Consider the following 16005-nt stretch of genomic DNA (forward strand, 5'->3'; position numbering starts at 1 on the left):
CCTCGATGTTCGCGGCTCCGCACGCAGGCGGAACCTGGTGGTAGAACACTTCGAGTCGATGCACCGCTGGGCGAACGCGCCGTTCGCGCTGTGACGCAGACTACGCAAGCGTCGTCACCTCGACAACGACATCGTGCGCTGTGGCGTGTCCGCCCGGGCAGCAGGCGAGGAAGCGTCGACCCAGGCACGACAACACCGTCGATCGGACGGGGACTGTCTCGTAGGAAACATCAGCGCTGGTGACGAGGGTGCATTCTCCACCGGTTTGGGCTTTGGGAACCGCTCTTGGTAGCCTTGTCCATCGGTGCTCGGATGCACCCAGAGCTTTCCTACCAGCTACCAGCAAGACGACAGGATTTTACGCGTGGCCAACATCAAGTCCCAGGTGAAGCGGATTCGCACCAACGAGCGCAACCGACTCCGGAATCAGTCGGTGAAGTCGTCGCTGCGTACGGCGATCCGTTCGTTCCGCGAGGCTGCGGCCGCCGGCGACAAGAACAAGGTCAACGAGCTCCTCGTCGCCACCAGCCGTCAGCTCGACAAGGCTGCCAGCAAGGGTGTCATCCACCCCAACCAGGCCGCCAACAAGAAGTCTGCTCTCGCGAAGCTTGCCAACAAGCTCTGAGTTCATCGCTCCGAGGTAGTAGACGCAGGCTCTGCTTCACTGAGGCCGTCCCCCGCAGGGGACGGCCTCAGTGGCGTCGGATGCCACACGGTGCCGGTCGCCCCGAAACCGAGTGAGGCGCGCGGACGGCTCAGGCCGCCAACTGCGAGATGACCCGCACGGCGTGTTCGAGCGCGTAATCCGGATCGGCCGCCGCCCCTTTGACGTCGGCGTTGAGAGCGGCCACCACCGTGAGCGCCGTGCCGATGGACGCCGGCGCCCACGTCCGCGCTTGGGCCTGAGCCTTCTTGACCTTCCACGGCGGCATGCCGAGCGACGAGGCGAGTGAGAACGGGTCGCCCCGACCGGCCGAGCCGACACGGGCGATGGTGTGAACGGCATCGGCGAGGGCATCGGCGAGCAATACGTGGGCGACGCCGCGGTGCATCGCCCATCGCAGCGCTTCGAGCGCTCCGGCGGTGTCACCGGCCACGGCCTTCTCGGCCACATCGAATCCCGACACCTCGGCCTTGCCGGAGTAGTAGCGCCGCACGGCTGCGGCGTCGATCTTGCCGCCCGTGTCGGCCACGAGCTGGCCGCACGCGGCAGCGAGTTCGCGGAGGTCGGATCCCACTGCTTCGATGACGAGCTGTTCGACGTCGCCGGAGACCCGTACGCCCGCGGCCTGGAACTCCTTGTGGACGAACGTGCGCACCCAGGCGGCCTTCTCCCCCGCTTTCGCGGGAGCGGCACACATGTGTTCCTCGGCGCCGCACTTGCGGAGCGCGGGCACCATCGTCTTGGTGCGGCCCCCACCGCTGTGGAGGATCACCAGCGTCACGCCCGGGGGCGGATCGGCCGCGACGTCGAGGATGAGCGCCGCGGCGTCCTTCCCGGCGTCGGCGGTGGATTCGAGGATCACGATGCGCTCCTCGGCGAACAGCGACGGGCTCAGCAGCTCGGCCAGTTCGGGGACACCGGCGTCGCCCGCGCGGAGCCGGGAGACCGGTAGATCGCCCGGAGTGTCGCTGCGCGTGCGGACGTCGGACACGATCTGCGCGACAGCACGGTCGACGAGCAGTTCTTCCTCACCGAGGACCAGATGCAGGGACGCGTCGCTCACGGTTCGATCGTGCCACGCACGTCCGACACCACCGCGAGCGCCCCGGAAGCGGCACGGACCACGGCGACGTCGCCGTGCAGGTCGGTACGCAGCACGCGCGTCCCCACTGCAGCCAGCGTCGCGACGATCTCGGGGTGCGGGTGCCCGAAGAGATTGTCGCGTCCGGCGCTGACGACGGCGACGCTCGGCCGCACGGCGGTGAGGAAACGCTCGGGCGTGGTGCGGGATCCGTGGTGCGGCACCTTCAGCACCTCCGCACGCACGTCGATGCCGGATCGTACGAGCGCATCGAGCGCGGACTCCTCGGCGTCACCCGGGAGCAGGATCCGCCCCACGACGGTCTCGACCGCCAGGACGAGAGAGTCGTCGTTCTCGGAGCGGCCCGTCCCCGGCGTATCGGGGCCGAGCACCCGGATGTCGAGGTCGCCCGCGCGCAGCACCGCACCGGCACGCACTTCCCGCACGGCGACACCGATCTCGGTCGCCGGCCGGAGGCCTTCGGCGGCCCCGTCATCCGCAACACCCGGACCGACCACGACCGCCTCCACGGACCGCCCGTCGAGGACACCGCGGAGCCCACCCGTGTGGTCGGCGTGCAGGTGCGACAGCACGATCAACGCGACCTCACGAATCCGCAACCGGCGCAGGCACCGGTCGATGGGCTCCGGCTCGGGCCCGGTGTCGACGACGACGGCGCGTCCGTCCCCCGCAGCCAGCACCAGCGCATCGCCTTGGCCGACATCGCATGCGACGAGCACCCATTCGGCTCCGGGCCAGCCGGGCCTCAGCACACGCACCGGCAGCCACACCGCTGCGATCGCCAGCGCGATCACGAGAGCCGCCACCCGCGCTCGCCGGTGACGGACCACCGACCATGCAGTGGCGATCACCAGGGCTGCGGTGACGGCTCCCGCCGGCCCGTCGGGCACCTCCAGTTCGGCCGACGGCAAGGACGCCGCTCGGTCCGCCACCGTGATCAGCCACCACAGGAACGGACCTGTGCCACGTGCGAGTACCTCACCCGCCCACGGGAAGATGCAGGCGGCCATCGCTACGAGCGCGCCGAGGACCGTCAGCGGCGCGAGCACCGGGGCGACGAGACAGTTGGCCACCACCGACACGACGCTCACCGTCCCGCTCACCGCCGCGACGAGAGGCGCGGTCGCCGCGAAGGCGACCAGCGACATCGCCGTGACCTCCGCAACGGGCCGCGGCCACCCGCGATCCGTGAGTCGAGCCACCACGGGCGGTACGGCGACGATCAGCGCTGCCGTAGCGGACACCGACAACGCGAACCCGACATCGACGGCGAGATCCGGCATCAGCACGAGCAACACGCCGACCGCCGCACACAGGGCGGGAAGTGCCTGTCGCTCACGGCCCGTCACGAACGCCAGCAGACCGATCGATCCCATCGCCGCAGCACGCACCACGCTCGCCGACGGACGGACCACGACGACGAACGCGACGAGAGCCGTTGCGGCGAGAACGGTCCCGGAACGCGGACCGAGTCCGACCGCGCGCACGAGCAGCAGCACCGCTCCGAGTACGACGCCGACATTGGCGCCCGATACGGCCGTCAAGTGCGTCAGTCCGGCCACCCGGAAGTCCTCGCGGACCTCGTCGGTCAGCGCCGTGGTGTCCCCCACCACGAGACCGGGCAGCAGGCCGGCCCGATCATCGGGAAGCACGGCGGAACCCACTTGCGCGAGGCGCTCTCGTACCGTTCCGGCCCACCGCTGCCACACCGGTGGTGCGCCGATCACCGTCGGCGCGGTCTCCGCTCGGAGCACCGCCACCGTGGTGCCCGGCCCGGTGTGCGGTGCCGCTCGCACACGTGCGGTGACCTGTTGCGCCGGTAGAAGATCACCCCACGAGTCGGCCGGCGCGAAGACCATCACCGATCCTCCGGTGTCGAGGGCCCGCCCGCCCGTCGTCACGTGCTCGAGGCGTGCCGGAATACGCACCCGGGGCGTGCCGTCGAACGCCGCCGCCCGGATGCGTCGCGGGTCGTCGGTCGGGACGAGAACGACGGTGGCCCACGATCCGGTCTCCGCTGCGGAAGCGATCGGGTGATGATCGGCCGCCCACATCCGCAGTCCGGCGGCCGACCCGAATCCCGCGACGACGGCCGATACCGCGAGGAGGACCCCCGCACCGACGCGCCGCAGGCGGCCGGTCGCGACGAGACGGGCCGTCACCGCGCACCCGACGACGGCGACGAGCGCCACGACGCTCACGATCCGCCAGCCGGTGTACAAGGCCAGCAGGGTCACGCCCCACGCGGCGAGCGCACACGGCACCAGCCGCGCGTCGAGAACCGTCGGGACCGCGGTATCGCCGCGTGCGGTCACGCGATCACCGGTTCGCGCAGCCGCATCGTCACGCGGTGACCAGTTCACGCAACCTCGCCAACCGCGCCGGTCCGATCCCGTCGACCTCACCGAGTTGTTCGACGTCCGTGAACGGTCCGTTCGCGTCCCGCCACGACACGATCGCCGCAGCCGTCACCGGTCCGACTCCGGGCAGGGCGTCGAGCGTGGCCTCGTCGGCCGCATTGAGGTTCAGCAGCCCACCTGCCTCCGTCGGACCGGCACCCGACGGCTGCGCGCCCACGATTCCACTGGTATTCGGAACAGGTTGGGGCGGAGCGATTCCCACGACGATCTGATCGCCGTCGGCCACCCGCCGGGCCAGGTTCAGTCCCACGAGATCGGCTCCGTCCGCAGCACCACCGGCAGCGTCGAGCGCGTCCGCGACGCGCGTGCCGGGTTGCAGCCGCACGAGGCCGGGGCGTGCCACCGCCCCGACGACGCTGACGACGATCTCGGCCGTACCCGGTTGTGCCGCCTCTGCCGCCCTCGGCCGGAGCGCGTCCGAAGGCTCGGCCGATTCCACGACCTCGACCCGCGGGAGGGGTGGCACCGGTTCGGCGACGGGACGGTCGCGCCATACGACGACGAGGGCCACAGTGGCAGCGAGCACTCCGATCCCTGCGAGAGCAGCGGTCCCCCGCCGTCCCGTGTCCCACCGCGCGGCGGTCAGCCGATCGGCGAACCGCTCCCGGACGGCACCGGAGTGAACGGGTTCGTCGTCGCCGTCCGGATCCGCCCAGGGATGGTCGTCGTTCGTCGGCCTGCCGTTCGTCCAGGACGGTTCCGCAGGCATGTCCGCCGAGGAACGTGTGATCGCGCCGAGACGGGTGCGCGCGAGGTCACGGTGGTCACTGCTCGCCATGCCGCGACGCTAACGGCGTCCACACCGGCCGGGTCCCGTGTCGCCACCGATCCGGCCGGGGCTGTGGATGACTCGTATCCCTGTGGATGAACGTGCGAATCGGTCCCCGGCCGCCGCGATGCGGTCGGGGGCGTGGCGTAGAGAGGTTCAGTCCTCCGAGGTGCCGGATGCCCCGGTCGCCGCAGACGCGACGACGACACCGACCGCGCCCGGTCCGACGTGCGCGCCGAGCACCGCATCGAGTTCGGAGACGATGATCTCGGTGCCGTCCGGGAGTCGCTGTGCGAGCTGATCGGCAAGGCTGCGCGCACGATCCGGCGCGTCGCGATGGTGCACGGCGACGAGCGGTTCGTCGCCGACGTCCGTGGCCGCACCGTCGACGAGTTTCGCCATCGCCTTGGTCATGGTGCGGGTCTTCTCCCGCAGGACGAGCTTGCCGTCGGAGATGTGCAGGACCGGCTTCATCGCGAGCGCGGTGCCCAGCAATGCTGTGGCCGTGCCGATCCGGCCACCCCGGCGCAGATGGTCGAGCCGGTCGACGACGAGCAGGGTCCGGGCGGACGCCGCGACCTCCACCGCCCGGTCGTGCACCCGTACCAGATCGGCTCCGGCCCGAGCGGCACGCACCGCTTCGAGAACGGCGAAGCCGGAACCCATTGCGGTGTTCCGCGAATCGACGAGCCGGATACGGTCGCCCAGCGATTCCGCGGCGTGTCGGGCGGCGTCCCACGTACCGGACAGCACACGTGAGAGATGCACCGCGACCACGCCGTCGCCGCCGCTGGCCTCGAGCGCTTCGGTGTAGGCGTCCGTGAGCTCGGCGGGCGACGGACCGGAGGTGGTTACGGTCGACAGGTCCTCCGGCAGTTCGTCGACGCCCTCGCGGAGGTCGCGTCCGGCCGCGATGATGTGCAGCGGCACTACGCGGATACCGTACCGACCGACCAGTTCGGGGTCGAGACAACTCGACGAATCTGTGACGACGACGACGGGCACGACGCCTACCGTAGGCCCTCCACCGGGAATTCCGCATCCCGATGCACGATCCGGACGGCGTCGCCGACCGCGGCGGCGACTCGCCGGTGTCCCTCCCAGCCCCAGTGGATCCCGTCGGGATTCGCATCGTCGGAGAAGATATTCTCCCTCACCGCCTCGGCGAGATCGACGAGGGGAACCGACTTCTCGGCCGCCCAGTGGGTGATCGCACGCGCCGCGGGGAGCCGGCCGGCATGGACCGACCGGTATTGTTCGCTCCGATGCACCGAGGGCAGGGTGCCGATCACGGGCAGATCGGGACGCATGTATGCCAGTGCGTCCCTGATCGTTTCGAGATATTCGACGCTGACCCGCGGTGGCAGCGCCACGGGGCGGCCCAGCGGCGACAGTCGCGGCTGCAACCACCCGTAGGCGGTGCGCGCCGCCCGGCGCAGAGCCGGTGGGCGGATGTAGCGCAGGCCTTCCCGCAGTGCGGTGGGCAGCGGCGACGGCAGGGTGTCCATACCGCCCACGGCCAGGACCACGGCTCCGGCGTGCGGAATCGCGGCCCACACGCGCGGGTCCTGGGTCATCGCCCACCACGCGTCGCGTGTGGTCCACCCGATCCGGGCGACGAGTTCGACGTCCCACCCGAGTTCGGCCGCAACCAGGTTGGGCCAGATCTGCGGATGATCGGCGGGCAGGCCGCCCTTCGGGCCGTAATAGCTCAGCGAATCGCCGATCACCAACAGGACCGGACGTCGCGGGGCGACGTCGGCCTCGAGCGGCGTCGATTCAGAGGACGTCATCGGGGGCCACCGTGGCCGACGCGTTCCACACGTCGAGACGCCAGGACGGCACCTCTCCGTACCCGCTGAGCTGCACCCAGCCGGTGTTCCCCAGTCCACCGAGGACGGGCCATCGGTCCACCGGCAGATCGAGCAGTGCCGCGGTGAGCGCGGCGATCAGACCACCGTGCGCGACCAGCACGATGGGCCGGTCGCTCCAGTTCTCGTACTTGTCGAGCAGTTCGCCGACGACGGCGATGCTGCGCCGCGCCACGTCCACTCGGTTCTCGCCTCCCGGCGGTGCCCAGGTGGCGTCCGCGCGCCAGGAGTTGCGCGCACCCGGAGCGACGGCGTCGACCTCGGAGTGGGTCAGACCCTGCCATTCGCCGAGATGCGTCTCGCGCAGTCGCGTATCTATCTCGACGGGCAATCCGATGCGGTCGCCGAGTGCGGTCGCCGTGTCGTAGGCGCGGCGCAGATCCGACGAGACGACGGCGATCGGATCGAAGCGGGCGATCACGTCCGCGACGACGAGTGCCTGCCGTCGGCCGAGCTCGGACAGGTCTGTGTCGAGCTGCCCCTGCATGCGGCGGGTGGCGTTGTACTCGGTCTGCCCGTGACGCAGCAGGACCAGCTGACGCACCCGCGGGCTCCGAGTGTCCTCCCCCGGACGACTCACACGTCCTCCGGGGAGTCGGCAGCGGCGTCGAGAGCGGTGCGGGGGCCGCCCACACCGTCGACCTCGATGGTCGGGCAGTCCTTCCACAGACGGTCGAGGGCGTAGAAGTTGCGCTCGTCCTCATGCTGGATGTGCACGACGACGTCGACGTAGTCGAGCAGCGTCCACCGTCCTTCGCGGGTGCCCTCGCGGCGGACCGGCTTGTGTCCGGCCAGGCGCAGCTTCTCCTCGACGTTGTCGACGATGGCGTTGACCTGACGCTCGTTGGGCGCCGACGCGATGACGAAGCAGTCGGTGATCACCAGCTGTTCGGACACGTCGAGCACCACAACATCGGTGGCGAGTTTCTCGTCGGCGGCCAGGGCTGCGATTCGGGCCATCTCCGTGGCTTCTGCCGTTGCGCTCACTGCGTGCTCTTTCTCTCGATGGTGCCGGGGGTGTTTCCGTCGAACGCCGGGACGGGATCTCCGTCGCGGTGCGTATTCGTGCGGTAGAGCCGGCGTTTGCTGATGTACTGCACCACTCCGTCGGGCACCAGATACCAGACCGGGCGGTTCTCCCGGGCTCTCCTGCGGCAGTCCGTGGAGGAGATCGCCAGGGCCGGGATCTCCACGAGACTCACCGCCTCGGCGGGGAGGTCGTCCAGATGCGGTGCCAGGTGCTCGGCGTGCAGGTCGTATCCGGGCCGGGACACCCCGACGAAGCGCGCGAGGTCGAACAGGGTCTGCCAGTCCTGCCAGGACAGGATCGATCCCAGTGCGTCCGCACCGGTGATGAAGTACAGGTCCGCATCGGGATACTGCTTGCTGAGATCTCGCAGCGTGTCGACGGTGTAGGTGGGTTTGCGGCGATCGATGTCGACGCGACTGACGGAGAACCGCGGGTTGGATGCGGTCGCGATCACCGTCATCAGGTAGCGGTCCTCGGCGGCACTGACCTCGCGGCCGGTCTTCTGCCAGGGTTGCCCGGTGGGCACGAAGATCACTTCGTCCAGGTCGAAGCTCGCGGCGACCTCACTGGCCGCCACGAGGTGTCCGTGATGGATCGGGTCGAACGTCCCGCCCATGACGCCCAGGCGGCGCCTGGGGGCCGAGGGCCGATCCGTTGGCTGATGCACGGTTGTCCAGCTTACGGGTTCACACGGGGAGCAGACTCGCCACCACCGTCGCGAGCTGCTGCGCCGACCGGCACTCGTGCATCGTGACGACCTCGCTGTAGACGCGAGCGGCCGAGTCGCCGGAACCCCATTGCCCCTTCGGCTCGGGGTTGAGCCAGTACGCGTGGCGCGCGACGGACACGAGATGGTCGAGGGCTTCGAGGTTCGGATTGCGGTAGTTGGTGCGGCCGTCGCCGAGGATCAGCAGCGAGCTGCGGCCGGTGAGGGCGTGGGCGTGGTTCTCGGCGAAGCTGCCCAGCGCGTTGCCGTAGTCGGAGTGACCGTCGTAGGTGATCAGCTTCGCTTCCCGCAGCATCCGCGACATCGACTCCCCCAGCTCGGCGCCGGCCGAGAAGTAGTGGGTGACCTCGTCTGCGGTGTCGATGAATGCGAACACGCGCACGCGGGAGAACTGTTCGCGCAGGGCGTGCACGAGCAGCAGCGTGAAGTGGGAGAACCCGGCTACGGAACCGGAGACGTCGCACAGTACGACGAGTTCCGGGCGCGCCGGCCGGGGCTTGCGGTTCACCGGATCGATGGGCACACCGCCGGTGGACATGGACTTGCGCAGCGTGCGGCGCAGGTCGATGGCGCCGGCGCGGGCACGGCGGCGGCGCGCGGCGAGACGGCTCGCGAGCAGCCGTGCGAGCGGCACGACGCTTCGGCGCAGGGCCACGAGTTCCGCGTCGGAGGCGCGCAGGAAGTCGACTTCCTCGGCGAGCTTGGGCACCCCGTACTTCTCGACGCGTTCGCGGCCGAGCTGTTCGGCGGTGCGGCGGCGGGTCTCGCGTTCGATCATGGCCCGGAAATCGGCGATCCGCTGGGCCGCGGTGCGACGCGCGACCTCGCTCTCGTAGGCGGTGTCGTCGCGTTCCTCCCGGGTGCCGTTTCCGAGAAGCCCCTCGAGGATCTTCGTCAGCAGGGTGTCCGGGGAGACGTCCCGCAGCGCCTGGTAGGCCGAGAAGGACGGTCCGTTCGACGATGCGTACCGACCGAGTTCGTCCACGATGCCGGAGACGAGCATCTCGGTGGCCTCGAGCGCCTCCGGCGACTCCTCGGACAACAGTTCGGCGAGCAGGTCGCGCAGCGCGTCGAGGTCGACCTCCCCTGTCGGGGTGCGTGGAATGCTCACCTGCGGACCGTCGGCCTCGCGCCGTCCGATCGCGGGCGGGAACCACAGGTCGAACAGGGCGTCGAAGGTCGGACGGTGGGTCGGACGGCGGAGCAGTGTGCAGGCGAGACCTTCGCGGAAGGCTTCCCGGTCGAGGAGGTCGAGCACCGTCATCACGCGTCCGGCGTCGACGGTCTCGGACGGGCCGACCGCGATGCCGCGGCGACGCAGCGCCTCCACGAATCCGACCAGGTGCCCGGGCAGGCCGTGGGGTGCCGGTGGCACCGCGGATCCGGGAAGGTGCGCTGCGGCCATGTCAGTTCAACCGGAGCTCGGCGGCAGCGCGGACCTGATCGGACTGGTGTTTGAGGATCACGCCGAGCGTGCTGCGGACCGCGTTGTCGTCGAGGGTGTCGAGTCCGAGGGCGAGCAGGGTGCGGCCCCAGTCGATGGTCTCCGCCACCGACGGGACCTTCTTGAGCTGCATACTTCGGAGCACCCGGACCGTGCGCACGAGGTGATCGGCGAGAGCGTCGGGCAGGTCGGGCACCCGGCTCGCGAGGATCCGGCGTTCGAGATCGGCGTCGGGGAAGTCCAGGTGCAGGAACAGGCACCGCCGTTTGAGCGCCTCCGACAATTCGCGGGTGGCGTTCGAGGTGAGCACCACGAACGGCTTCCGGGTGGCACGGATCGTACCGAGTTCGGGCACCGTGACCGCGAAGTCGCTGAGCACCTCGAGCAGCAGACCTTCGATCTCGACGTCGGCCTTGTCGACCTCGTCGACGAGCAGCACCGTCGGATCCTCCCGGCGGATCGCGGTGAGCAACGGCCGCGACAGCAGGAACTCCTCGGAGAAGACGTCCTCCCTGGTGCGGTCCCACGACTCACCCGCCGCGGCGGTCGCCCCCGCCGACTGGATGCGCAGGATCTGCTTGGCGTGGTTCCACTCGTACAGCGCGCGGGATTCGTCGACCCCCTCGTAGCACTGCAGACGCACCAGTTCCGCCTCGGAGGTCTCGGCGACGGCCCGGGCCAGTTCGGTCTTGCCGACGCCCGCGGGTCCCTCGATCAGCAACGGCTTGCCGAGACGGTCGGCGAGGAACACCGCGGTCGCGGTGGATTTGTCGGCGAGATATCCGGTACCGGCCAGACGATCGATCACGTCCTGGACGTCCGCGAAGATCGGCGGGGTGGTGGGCAGCGCACGATCCACGCTGGTTCCTTTCGTCGGACCGGTAACGATCAGGCGGGGCGGGTGTGGCCGTCGCCCCACACCACCCACTTCGTGGACGTCAGTTCGGGCAGGCCCATCGGACCCCGGGCGTGCAATTTCTGGGTGGAGATACCGATCTCCGCGCCGAAACCGAACTGCTCGCCGTCCGTGAACGCCGTCGAAGCGTTGACCATAACGGCTGCGGCGTCGACCCGAGTCGTGAACTCCCGTGCGGCGGCGAGGTCCGCGGTGACGATCGCTTCGGTGTGGCCGGTGCCGTAGCGGTCGATGTGGTCGACGGCGGCGTCGAGGTCGTCGACCACTGCGAGGGCTACGTCGAGCGAGAGGTACTCGTCCGACCAGTCCTGCTCGGTCGCGGGCACGAGGCCGGGCAGGTCGCCGTGGACCGTCACGCTGTGCTCCTGCAGGGCCCGCAACAGCTTCGGGACGGCGGTGTCCGCGATCGCCTTGTCGACGAGGATCGTCTCCGCGGTGTTGCACACGCTGGGCCGGCGCGTCTTCGCGTTGATCACGATCTTCTCGGCCATCGCGAGGTCGGCCGCGGAGTGGACGTAGACGTGGCAGTTGCCCGTGCCCGTCTCGATCGTGGGGACGGTGGCGTCGCGGACCACGGCCGCGATCAGGCCGGCACCCCCCCGGGGGATCACCACGTCGACCAGACCCCGGGCCTGGATGAGATGGGTGACCGACGAGCGGTCGGCGCTCGGCAGCAGCTGCACGGCATCGGCGGGGATGCCCTGCTCCTCGAGCGCGGCGCGCAGCACGTCGACGAGCGCGGCGTTCGACCGGGCCGCGGACGACGAACCGCGCAGCAGTGCGGCGTTGCCGGATTTCAGTGCCAGACCGAAGGCGTCGACCGTGACGTTCGGGCGGGCCTCGTACACCATTCCGACCACGCCCAGCGGGACGCGAACCTGACGCAGCTCGAGACCGTTGGGCAGGGTCGAGCCGCGGACCACTCCGCCGATCGGGTCGGGCAGTCCGGCCACCTGGCGCAGGCCGGCGGCGATCCCGTCGATCCGGGCGGAGGTCAGGCGCAGCCGGTCGAGGATGGCCTCCTCGGTGCCACCGGCGCGGGCGGCCTCGATGTCCTCCGCGTTCGCGGCGAGGACGGTGTCGGCGGCAGCGAGCAGAGCGTCGGCGGCGGCGTGCAGTGCCGCGTCCTTCTCGGTGGTGGTGAGCAGCGCGAGCCGGCGCGAGGCCACACGGGCACGACGCGCGGCCTCGTGGACGGCTTCGCGGATGTCCGTGCCGGCGTCGGTCGCAGCTGAGTCGGGGGTCACGGCAGTCATGGGTCCAGCCTAGTCGGGTCCTGGCGGTGGCCGACAGGCCGCGTGCCGCTAGCGCAGGCCGGTGCCCCTCACGAGCGCCGTCTCCACCAGGATCGACAGCAGCTCGGCGTACTCGACGCCGGTGGCCTCCCACATCCGCGGGTACATCGAGATCGACGTGAAACCGGGCATCGTGTTGATCTCGTTGATCACCGGTCCGTCCTCGGTGACGAAGAAGTCGACGCGGGACAGGCCGTGGCAGTCGAGGGCCCGGAAGGCCCGGACCGCGAGTTCGCGGATCCGGTCGGAGGTCTCCTCGTCGAGCTTCGCCGGCACGTCGAATTCGCAGACGTCGTCGAGATACTTCGTGTCGAAGTCGTAGAACGCCTCGTGGTCGCCGGAGGTGTCGGGCATGCGGATCTCCGCCACCACGCTCGCCCGCACGTCACCGTCCGGGAATTCGAGCACGCCGCACTCGACCTCACGCCCGATGATCGCGGACTCGACGATGACCTTCGGGTCGTGCTCTCGGGCCTTGGCGACCGCGGCGTCGAAGGCCGCCCAGTCGGCCACGCGGCTGATACCGATCGACGACCCGCCGCGGGCGGGCTTGACGAAGACGGGCAGGCCCAGACGGGCCTTCTGCTCCTCGGTGAGGATCGCGGTGCCGGGGCGCATGACGATCTGGAAACCGACGGGGAGCCCTTCGGCCGCGAGCAGCTTCTTGGTGAATTCCTTGTCCATACCGGCGGCGCTGGCGAGGACACCGGGACCCACGTACGGGATGTTCGCCAGTTCGAGGAGTCCCTGGATGGTGCCGTCCTCGCCGTAGGCGCCGTGCAGGACCGGGAACACCACGTCGACCGATGCGAGCACCCGGCCGTAGGAACCCTCGTCGAGGGCGACGATGTCGCCCCCGCGGGTGGGATCCGCGGTGAGGACGAGATCGGAGCCGTCACCGGCGACGACGGGCAGCTCGCGACCGGCCGCGGCGAGGCGAGCGGGGTCGGCGTCACCGAGAACCCAGGCACCCTCGGGAGTGATGCCGATGGGCACGACCTCGTACTTCTCCGGGTCGAGATGGCGCAGGATGCTGCCTGCCGAGATGCAGGACACGGAATGTTCGTTGCTGCGACCACCGAAGACGACGGCCACCCGGGTGCGGGGCGTACTCACGTGTCGCACCGTACCGGTAGCGCCTCGCCGAGACCCAGCCGAGTCCCGTCCACACCGGGCATCCGCCCTCGCTCAGCGTGCGTTCAGCGCCGCGTCGAGATCGGCGAGCAGATCGGCGGTGTCCTCGATTCCGCACGACAACCGGACGAATCCCTCCGGCACGGCATCGCCCCAGCGTGCGCGGCGATCCGCGGTGGTGTGGATGCCGCCGAAACTGGTGGCCGGCGCGACCAGCGTGGCGGCGCGGACGAAACGGTGCACCTCGTCGCGGCCGGGCAACCGGAAGGTGAGCAAGGGACCGAATCGGCTCATCTGCCCGGCGGCCACGGCATGCGCCCGGTCGGAGACGAGTCCGGGATAACGGACGTCGGTGACGGCGGGGTGCCCGAGCAGCATCGCGGCGACGGCGAGCGCGTTGGCGCACTGCCGTTCGAAGCGCAGCCCGGCGGTGCCGAGGCTGCGGTGCGCGAGCCAGGTCTCGAAGGGCCCCAGGACGGTTCCCGAGAGCAACCGCTCCCGGTCGATCGCGGGCAGCAGACCGGGATCGGCGACGGCGGCATATCCGAACAGCAGGTCGCTGTGCCCGCTGAGCGATTTCGTGCCACTGGCCACCACGACGTCGGCCCCGAGGTCGAGCGGACGCTGCCCGAGCGGGGTGGCGGTGGTGTTGTCGACGAGCAGCAATGCCCCGGCGCGACGGCACGCCGCCGCGGTCGCACGCAGATCCACCGTGTCGAGACCGGGATTCGACGGTGTCTCGGCGAGGACGACCGCTCCCTTCCCCGCGCCGTCGAGCACGCGCCGCAGCGAGCCGTCCGCGAATTCGGCGACGGAGAGTTCGTGCACCTCGATGCCGTGCGGTGCGAGGTATCCGGTGGCGAACTTGCGCACCTGGTAGTAGCCGTCGGAGGGGACGACGACCGTGCTGCCCGGGGCCACGAGCGATCGCAACGCGACCGTGATCGCCGACATGCCCGAGCCGACGACGCGCGCCGCCGAGGCGTGTTCGAGCGCGGCGAGCGCCGATTCGAGTGCGCGCCAGCCGGGATTCGAGGCCCGCGCGTAGGTATCGACGTCGTCGCGTTCGTCCTCGCCGAGGAGGTACGGCGCGGCGAAGACCGGTCCCGCCTGCAACGGGGAGCCCGGAACGCCTTCGTGTGCAACCGCCTTCACGCAGCGTGTCGAATCGCCCGTCATGCGGCTCATTCCGGCTTGATCCGGCGCCCGAGCAGCTGCCCGATCGCATCCGGTACCGACATGCCTTCGTGGCACACGCGATGTACGGCGTCGGTGAGCGGCATCTCGACGTCGTAGCTCGCCGCGAGGGCGCGGACCGAGGTGCACGACTTGACCCCTTCGGCCACCTGGCCGTGGGTGGCCTCCTGTGCGCTCTCGAGCGATTCGCCGCGGCCGAGGCGTTCGCCGAACGAACGGTTGCGCGACAGCGGGGAGGTGCACGTCGCGACGAGATCGCCGACGCCGGCGAGGCCGGCGAGCGTGGCCGGCTTCGCCCCGAGGGCGGTTCCGAGACGGGTGATCTCGGCGAGACCGCGGGTGATGATGCTCGCCACGGTGTTCTCACCGAGTCCGATACCGGCGGCCATGCCGCAGGCGAGTGCGATGACGTTCTTGCACGCGCCGCCGATCTCGCAACCGATCACGTCCGAATTGGTGTACGGACGGAAATACTTTGTCGCGCAAGACTTCTGAATCTCCATGGCACGGGTCGAATCGGGGCACGCGATCACCGTCGCGGCCGGTTGCCCCTCGGCGATCTCCCGAGCGAGGTTGGGGCCGGACAACACGGCGATCCGATTCTGCTCGGCGCCGGTGACCTGACCGATCACCTGACTCATGCGCATCAGGGTGCCGCTCTCGATTCCCTTGGCGAGACTCAGAAGTGTGACGTCGGATCCGATATCCGCCTTCCACGCCTCGAGATTGGTGCGCAGGGTCTGGCTCGGTACGGCGAGGACGACGAAGTCGGCGCCCGCCACCGCCACCCGGTGATCGGCGGTGGCCTTCAGCGAGTGCGGCAGTTCCACACCGGGCAGATAATCGGAGTTCTCGTGCCGTTCCGCGATGCCGCGCGCCACCTCCTCGCGTCGCGCCCAGATCGTCACGTCCGTTCCGGCGTCGGCCAACACCTTGGCGTACGCCGTCCCCCACGAACCCGCGCCCAGAACTGCTGCTGTGGTCACGCGATCCTCACTCTCGTCCGATGCCCGGCACGGGCGGTCACCACCCACGGTCGTACCCAGTATCGCGCAGGCCCCACGGCACCGTGCCGAGTCGGTGGACGGACCGCGTGCCACACCGACCGCGCCGGTCGACCGCGCAGTGGCCGAACTCGTCGCTGATGGCACAATCGGGCAATGTCCGCGACGCACGTGCTCGTCCCCGTCAAGGCCCTCGGCCTGGCGAAGTCGCGGCTCGCCCATGTTCTCGACCCGGTGGCACGGGAATCGCTGGTGCTCGCGATGCTGCAGGACACCGTCACGGCGGCGCTGTCCGCCGGAGACGTGACGGTCACCGTCGTCACGGCCGACGATCGCGTCGCGGTCGCCGCGCGGGCATGCGACGCGGACGTCCTTCCCGACCACGTCCCGCCCGGCTCCCCCGATCCGCTCAATGCCGCGCTGCGCGCAGCG

General features: G+C 70.1%; 16 protein-coding genes. 2 read left to right on the forward strand and 14 right to left on the reverse strand.

The genetic code is table 11. The features are described 5' to 3' along the window. The first annotated feature begins 364 nt into the window (after positions 1–364). Positions 365–625, forward strand: a complete 261-nt coding sequence (rpsT, locus tag A8G18_RS05600; protein ID WP_016933984.1) for a 30S ribosomal protein S20 — start codon at positions 365–367, stop codon at positions 623–625. Positions 626–755: 130 nt separating this feature from the next. Here rpsT and holA read toward each other — a convergent pair whose 3' ends face one another. The 14 genes from holA to A8G18_RS05670 all read right to left on the reverse strand — a co-directional run bounded on the left by holA (position 756) and on the right by A8G18_RS05670 (position 15555). After that, on the reverse strand, positions 756–1727 hold the full coding sequence (gene holA / locus A8G18_RS05605) for a DNA polymerase III subunit delta (RefSeq protein WP_064063068.1): 972 nt from the start codon (positions 1725–1727) through the stop codon (positions 756–758). Further along, positions 1724–4081 carry a DNA internalization-related competence protein ComEC/Rec2 gene (locus A8G18_RS05610; RefSeq protein WP_064063082.1) on the reverse strand — a complete coding sequence of 786 codons (2358 nt, stop codon included), beginning with the start codon at positions 4079–4081 and terminating at the stop codon, positions 1724–1726. Before A8G18_RS05610 ends, holA begins: the two co-directional genes overlap by 4 nt. 28 nt (positions 4082–4109) lie before the next feature. Continuing rightward, entirely contained in the window at positions 4110–4964 is an 855-nt protein-coding gene (locus A8G18_RS05615; protein WP_064063069.1) for a ComEA family DNA-binding protein, read from the reverse strand. Positions 4965–5111: 147 nt separating this feature from the next. After that, positions 5112–5960 carry a DegV family protein gene (locus A8G18_RS05620; protein ID WP_064063070.1) on the reverse strand — a complete coding sequence of 283 codons (849 nt, stop codon included), beginning with the start codon at positions 5958–5960 and terminating at the stop codon, positions 5112–5114. 5 nt (positions 5961–5965) lie between these two features. Then, on the reverse strand, positions 5966–6748 hold the full coding sequence (octT, locus tag A8G18_RS05625; protein ID WP_064063071.1) for a diglucosylglycerate octanoyltransferase: 783 nt from the start codon (positions 6746–6748) through the stop codon (positions 5966–5968). Continuing rightward, a complete protein-coding gene (locus tag A8G18_RS05630; protein ID WP_064063072.1) occupies positions 6735–7406 on the reverse strand; it encodes a histidine phosphatase family protein in 672 nt (223 codons plus the stop codon). The genes octT and A8G18_RS05630 overlap by 14 nt, the downstream gene beginning before the upstream one ends. Beyond that, the gene (rsfS, locus tag A8G18_RS05635; RefSeq protein ID WP_064063073.1) at positions 7403–7813 is read right to left on the reverse strand and encodes a ribosome silencing factor; all 411 of its coding nucleotides are present in this window, start codon (positions 7811–7813) and stop codon (positions 7403–7405) included. Before rsfS ends, A8G18_RS05630 begins: the two co-directional genes overlap by 4 nt. Next, complete coding sequence (gene nadD, locus A8G18_RS05640) at positions 7810–8523, reverse strand: nicotinate-nucleotide adenylyltransferase (RefSeq protein ID WP_084421535.1); 714 nt, start codon at positions 8521–8523, stop codon at positions 7810–7812. Before nadD ends, rsfS begins: the two co-directional genes overlap by 4 nt. A gap of 19 nt (positions 8524–8542) precedes the next feature. Next, on the reverse strand, positions 8543–9988 hold the full coding sequence (locus A8G18_RS05645) for a vWA domain-containing protein (protein WP_064063075.1): 1446 nt from the start codon (positions 9986–9988) through the stop codon (positions 8543–8545). A 1-nt stretch (position 9989) separates the two neighbouring features. Then, positions 9990–10886: an AAA family ATPase gene (locus A8G18_RS05650; RefSeq protein WP_064063076.1), complete on the reverse strand. Its 897-nt coding sequence runs from the start codon at positions 10884–10886 to the stop codon at positions 9990–9992. 29 nt (positions 10887–10915) lie between these two features. After that, entirely contained in the window at positions 10916–12199 is a 1284-nt protein-coding gene (locus tag A8G18_RS05655; RefSeq protein ID WP_064063077.1) for a glutamate-5-semialdehyde dehydrogenase, read from the reverse strand. Positions 12200–12247: 48 nt separating this feature from the next. Beyond that, on the reverse strand, positions 12248–13354 hold the full coding sequence (locus A8G18_RS05660) for a D-alanine--D-alanine ligase family protein (RefSeq protein WP_064063078.1): 1107 nt from the start codon (positions 13352–13354) through the stop codon (positions 12248–12250). Positions 13355–13426: 72 nt separating this feature from the next. Continuing rightward, positions 13427–14551, reverse strand: coding sequence for a cystathionine gamma-lyase (locus tag A8G18_RS05665; protein WP_084421539.1), 1125 nt, complete (start codon positions 14549–14551; stop codon positions 13427–13429). Between the two features lie 5 nt (positions 14552–14556). Further along, on the reverse strand, positions 14557–15555 hold the full coding sequence (locus tag A8G18_RS05670) for an NAD(P)H-dependent glycerol-3-phosphate dehydrogenase (RefSeq protein WP_064063080.1): 999 nt from the start codon (positions 15553–15555) through the stop codon (positions 14557–14559). Positions 15556–15729: 174 nt separating this feature from the next. Here A8G18_RS05670 and A8G18_RS05675 point away from each other — a divergent pair. Beyond that, positions 15730–16005: glycosyltransferase family protein (locus tag A8G18_RS05675; RefSeq protein ID WP_483414365.1), on the forward strand; the 276-nt coding region annotated here is incomplete at its 3' end.

It is taken from the genome of Rhodococcus gordoniae, from assembly GCF_001646655.1.
Lineage (GTDB): Bacteria > Actinomycetota > Actinomycetes > Mycobacteriales > Mycobacteriaceae > Rhodococcus > Rhodococcus gordoniae.